At 35.1% G+C, this 5,421-nt stretch carries 5 protein-coding genes; 3 read left to right on the top strand and 2 right to left on the bottom strand.

Going from position 1 to position 5,421, the window contains the following annotated elements:
• Both GXZ93_02275 and ubiE read right to left on the bottom strand, forming a co-directional pair.
• A partial coding sequence (locus tag GXZ93_02275; protein HHT78611.1) for a magnesium transporter CorA family protein occupies positions 1-123 on the bottom strand: 123 nt, incomplete at its 3' end.
• Between the two features lie 155 nt (positions 124-278).
• Positions 279-989: a bifunctional demethylmenaquinone methyltransferase/2-methoxy-6-polyprenyl-1,4-benzoquinol methylase UbiE gene (ubiE, locus tag GXZ93_02270; GenBank protein ID HHT78610.1), complete on the bottom strand. Its 711-nt coding sequence runs from the start codon at positions 987-989 to the stop codon at positions 279-281.
• 228 nt (positions 990-1,217) lie between these two features.
• Here ubiE and GXZ93_02265 point away from each other — a divergent pair, with 228 nt between their 5' ends.
• The 3 genes from GXZ93_02265 to GXZ93_02255 all read left to right on the top strand — a co-directional run bounded on the left by GXZ93_02265 (position 1,218) and on the right by GXZ93_02255 (position 5,285).
• The gene (locus GXZ93_02265; GenBank protein ID HHT78609.1) at positions 1,218-3,101 is read left to right on the top strand and encodes a diguanylate cyclase; all 1,884 of its coding nucleotides are present in this window, start codon (positions 1,218-1,220) and stop codon (positions 3,099-3,101) included.
• Between the two features lie 58 nt (positions 3,102-3,159).
• A complete protein-coding gene (locus tag GXZ93_02260; protein ID HHT78608.1) occupies positions 3,160-3,858 on the top strand; it encodes a TIGR00730 family Rossman fold protein in 699 nt (232 codons plus the stop codon).
• A gap of 401 nt (positions 3,859-4,259) precedes the next feature.
• Positions 4,260-5,285 (top strand): DUF4214 domain-containing protein, encoded by a 1,026-nt coding sequence (locus GXZ93_02255; protein ID HHT78607.1) that lies wholly within the window; start codon positions 4,260-4,262, stop codon positions 5,283-5,285.
• The last annotated feature ends 136 nt before the right edge of the window (positions 5,286-5,421 follow it).

The raw sequence follows: 5,421 nt of genomic DNA, 5'->3' as shown, positions 1-5,421 counted from the left end.
AGCCGAAACTTTTTCAATTTCCGCTTCTGAAGGATCTTTCAGAAATATCCAGCATCCCTTTTCAATTTTATCTGCTTCCCTTGTTTCACCGGTTACCAGATCTGTTTTATAAATATTTAGCATTTCCCAATACGTTGAACAGACTTTTTTTATATTGATTATTTAATTTATAGAAAAATACAGATTAATGAAAAATTGAGTCGTATTTATAAAAATAATATAAAAGCAATGTTTAATTTAATATTATTATCTAAAAATTGCAATATTTTTAAACCAAATTATTTTCCTGCATAATAAATTGTACATACACCGAAAGTCATGGATCTGACTTTCAATATCTGCCACCCTGCATCTTTTATAATCCTGCAGAAATCAGTAACACCTGTAAAGTTCCTGATGGATTCAGCCAGATAACTGTAAGCTTCTTTATTGCCTGTTATCATAGCTCCAAGATTGCTCATTACGAAGTTCAGATAAAAATCATAAATATTCCTTATAAATTTATTCTGCGGATAATTGAACTCCATAATTAATAATCGGCTTTTGTCTGAAGATACTCTATGGAACTCCTCCAGGGCCTTTTTCCTGTCTTTTACATTTCTGATACCGAATACCACTGTTATAAGGTCGAAAAGTCCATCTTCAAAGTCAAGGCAGGTTACATCCCCTTCCGAAAATCTTATTTTTATATTCTGTCCCCTGCCTGCATAATACAGATATCTTTCTGCTTTTGACCGGGCAATTTCAAGCATTTCACCGGAAAAATCAATACCATAAATCACTGCATCGTTTTTAATTCTGCCTGCAATGCCGATAGTTGAATATCCTGTCCCGCAACATGCATCAAGCACCTTCTTTTCACTTCCGGATATCATCTTTAAAAATTTTAATCTCCAGTATCTCTCCACTCCCAGGCTGATAAAATAATTTGCCACATCATACCTAAAAGAAATACTGTTAAATATTTTTCTTACCTTTTTTTCCTGCATCTGAATAATCTGATTCAATTAATTGTAAATATATATTCAATCAAAAATTTTTAAATTCATTATAATAAAAACAATTTTCTTTTTAAAAATTTCTCGATGATTTCTATCCGGAAATGTGCTTGATTTTTTGTTTTTTTACTTTTTCTATTGAATTTATTTTTGTTTATGCTAATACTAATAAATTATTAAATTAAGAAATATACCAGTTCCAGATATTATATTGATATTATGGAAATAACCACAAATAAAACCGGTAAAATCAAAGAGTCCGGAGACGGGCTTGTAAAAATAAAAAAATTCAGGAAAAAATACCTCGATATTTTAAAAAAATATATCGTAGCTGAAAGAATCACTGAAGAAGGTATGGCTATCCATGAAAAAGGCCTGATACGGGAATCCAATAAAAGATTTGCAAATCTCCTTGGTTATAAAATAAAAGAAATAACCGGTAGTGATATCAGAAAAAATCTGAGATCCGGAATGATTAAAAAATTAATAGAGAATACAAATACAGATGTACCTGTTATTTTGCCGAAAATAATGATGATAAAAAAGGATGGATCTCTCCTGAAGTGCTCTCTTAAATTAGCATCAATAAAGCTTGGCAGCAGAATCTATCACTGCATTGTCATAAAAGATATCAGCAAGGAAGAAAAAATACAAAATCAGCTTAAGGAAAATCGGGAAAAATATAAAATTATTGTTGAAAACCAGACTGATCTTATTGATGAGCTGGATCCGGCAGGGAATTTTCTGTTTATAAGTCCCTCTTACTGCAGGTTTTATAATAAATCTGAAAGTGAACTTATCGGAAAAAACCTTTTTGATGTTATAGTCCGCCCTGAGGAAAGAACTGCAGTTAAAAAATCCTTTGAAGCATGCAAGAATCCCCCTTATTTTTCCTGCTCGGAACAGGAAGTGTTTGTCAATAATGAAAGAAGAGTCATACAGTGGATAAACAAAGCCGTTTTTGGCAATGGCGGGAAAGTAAGCTCAATTATCGGAGTGGGAAGAGATATAACTGAAATCAAAATAGTCGAAGAAAAAATAAAATATCTTTCTTTTCATGACAAGCTTACGGGATTATACAACAGAGCATTCTTTGAAGAAGAGCTGGCAAGACTTGATACCGAAAGGCAGCTCCCGTTAAGCATCGTTATGGGTGATGTCAATAGCCTCAAACTGATTAATGATGCATTCGGTCACGAAAAAGGCGACGAGCTTTTGAAGAAATGTGTGGAGCTTTTAAATTCCTGCATAAGAAAGGATGACATTGTTGCAAGATGGGGTGGAGATGAATTTGCAATAATACTGCCCAGAACAACAAAACAGACTGCACAAAAGCTGGTAGACAGAATAACCAGAAAATGCTACGGGGTTAAGAAACTAAATATACCCATAAGCATATCTTTCGGGATATCTACCAAAACAAGTCCTTCCCAGAACATAAAGGACAAAATAAACAAAGCTGAAGACAATATGTATAAAAGAAAACTTTCAGAGAAGAAAAGTCTCAGAAGTTCAATAATTTCTTCCCTTGAAAGAACATTGTTTGAAAAAAACCATGAAACAGAGGAACACTGTAACCGGATAGAAAAAATAGCCACAAAAATCGGGGAAATATTAAAACTTCCGCCTGGACGGATTGATGATTTAATAGTATTTTCAAGACTTCACGACATAGGCAAGGTTGCAATTCCTGAATCCATTCTGACGAAAAAGGGTAAACTTAGCGACCAGGAATGGATGATTATGAAGAAACATCCGGAAATCGGATACAATATCTGCGAAGCTTCTCCCCAGCTTGTACATATTTCTGAATATGTTCTATGCCATCACGAAAACTGGGATGGAACCGGATATCCACAGGGCCTGAAAGATACTCAGATACCTCTTCTTTCAAGGATACTTGCTGTTGCGGATGCTTTTGATGTAATGACTCATCCAAGAAGATATAAAAAATCTTTAGGGGAAGAAGAAGCCCTGGATGAAATCTTAAGATGCTCGGGGACCAAGTTTGATCCGAAAATAGTCGAGATAATTCTAAGTATTTTTAAGGCTCGGCATAAAAATTTTAGTACAGGCAGTATAATGCAGACAGTATTTTTTTGAATTTCAACTTCATTAATATAATATTTGTTCCATATAATAAAGGGAAAAAGCAGGAAAAATGAAGAAAAAGTATTTGCACGAAAATAAAGATCAGATATTGCCCGGCTTTCTGAAATCAAAACATTTTGGATTTACCAATACGGAATCCTGGAGAGTTTTAAGGATACAGAGCGAATTTGTTGAAGGGTTTGAAACTCTGTCCAAAGTTGGCCCCTGCATTTCAATTTTTGGTTCAGCAAGAACCAAACCGGATAATGAATTTTATAAAGCTGCTGAACATACTGCTTCTCTTCTTGTAAAAAGAGGGCTTGGGGTCATTACGGGAGGCGGTCCGGGAATAATGGAAGCGGCCAACAAAGGCGCTCTTGAAGCCGGAGGTCTTTCCATAGGATGCAGCATTGAGCTTCCTCAGGAACAAAAACCAAATGACTATCAGAATATTTCCCTTGAATTCCACTATTTCTTTGTGCGAAAACTTATGTTTATCAAATATTCCATAGGCTATATTATATTTCCGGGAGGCTTTGGAACCCTGGACGAACTTTTTGAAGCACTCACACTTTCGCAGACTGATAAAATCAAGCATTTCCCGCTGGTGCTTTTTGGAAGCCCCTTCTGGAAAGAATTTTCCGGCTGGATAGACAGAACGCTTCTTGAAAGATTCCACACAATAGATTCCTGCGATAAAGAACTTTACACCATAATTGACGATCCTGAAGAAGCTGTTGATTATATAATGAAAAAAGTCAGGTTTTAAATAGTTATTTCTTCTGTAAAGTCAGGTTTTAAGCAGCTATTTATTCTGCAAAGCCAGGTTTTAAGCAGCTATTTATTCTGCAAATTTATATATATTACCGGCATTTTATTATCGGTATTTATTTTGGAAATATGTTCAGTTTCCTTACCTGCTTTCTGCACCATGCTTCCCGCCGGCGGATTTATTTTCTTCAGGAGCATCCTTGTGCGCCTGGTGCCGGTCTCATATCTTTATGCCGGCAATCGTTTCATGGAAAATAAAAAAATAATTTTTCCAAAAACATATTACTAATATGAATAATTGTGTATTATAATTTTATTCCTGAAAACTTAATTTTATATTTAATTATATTTCAAAAATAAATAAATGGATTTTGCAATATTATTTAAAATGGAGTATGTATGCTTAATAGAAAAAAAGTAAAAATTATTTCAGCCGTTTTTATTATCTTTTCAGTAATTATTTTTGCATTTCCTTCATCTGTTTTTGCTGAAAACAGTACCGGGGTGGAAGGATTTGTTACAAGACTTTATAATACCTGTCTTGATCGCAATCCTGATCCTGACGGCTTTGCTAACTGGGTGAATAACCTGGTGACCGGAAGAATTACGGGAGGCAGAGCTGCCTACGGTTTTATATTCAGTGACGAATTAATAAATAAAAATCTGAACAATGATGAATTCCTTATTGTAATGTACAAAGCATTTTTTGACAGAAGCCCCGATCCGGGCGGATATGAAAACTGGATGGGACTTTTAAACTCAGGTTCTTCCAGAGAATTTGTCTTTTCAAATTTTGTTAATTCTGATGAGTTTGCCAACATATGCAGTAAATACGGTATACAGGCAGGCAAGGTAAGAATATCCGGATCAAGGACTTCTGTTCCGACATCTTCACCAGGAAAAAATATTGTTGTAATGGGAGATTCATTGATAAACAAATCCGATTGGACTCAGAGACTGGGCGGCCTGATAAATTCGTCTTTTCCAGATTCCGGTTATAATGTAATAGGAAGCGCTGTCAACGGAGAGATGTCTTTTCAGGGTCTTGCCCGCTTCGACAGCACAATTGCACCTTTAAATCCCGGAATCATCATTATTGCCTATGGCACTAACGATATAGGCTCCGATCCAGGACGTTTCCAAAGCAGCATTGAGCAGCTTATAGAAAAATCAAAAAGAACCGGAGCAATGGTATTTTTAAATCTCGTAGGACCGATATATCATTCAGGCAAAAGTAGCTGGCCTGTATTTAATCAGATAATTATGAATGTTGCAGCCAGATACGGAGTTCCTGTAATAGATGTTGCAAATCCACTGAACCAGAATCCGGGCGAAAATCTTAGTGAAGGGATGCATTACAGTTCTGCAGGCGCAGATGTGGTTTCACGGGTAGCATATAGTGCTATTTACCGGTATTTAAGATAATTCTGTTGTCGTTTATACAATTAATTGCCGGAAAATATAGATGTTTTAAGATTTTTACACTGCAGTCTTTAAAAAATTTTTTAATAAGATAAAGAATTTTTTAATAAGACCGGCTTAATAAGACTGGTTATTTGTT

This window comes from Actinomycetota bacterium (assembly GCA_012837825.1).
Lineage (GTDB): Bacteria > Actinomycetota > Humimicrobiia > Humimicrobiales > Humimicrobiaceae > Humimicrobium.
The sequence above is the reverse complement of the archived record's forward strand: the minus strand, read 5'-3'. Positions and strand labels throughout refer to the sequence as shown.

Excerpts from the sequence above, each read along its gene's own strand:
- ubiE (HHT78610.1), bottom strand. The coding sequence starts at position 989 with ATGCAGGAAAAAAAGGTAAGAAAAATATTTAACAGTATTTCTTTTAGG.
- GXZ93_02265 (HHT78609.1), top strand. The coding sequence starts at position 1,218 with ATGGAAATAACCACAAATAAAACCGGTAAAATCAAAGAGTCCGGAGAC.
- GXZ93_02260 (HHT78608.1), top strand. The coding sequence starts at position 3,160 with ATGAAGAAAAAGTATTTGCACGAAAATAAAGATCAGATATTGCCCGGC.
- GXZ93_02255 (HHT78607.1), top strand. The coding sequence starts at position 4,260 with ATGCTTAATAGAAAAAAAGTAAAAATTATTTCAGCCGTTTTTATTATC.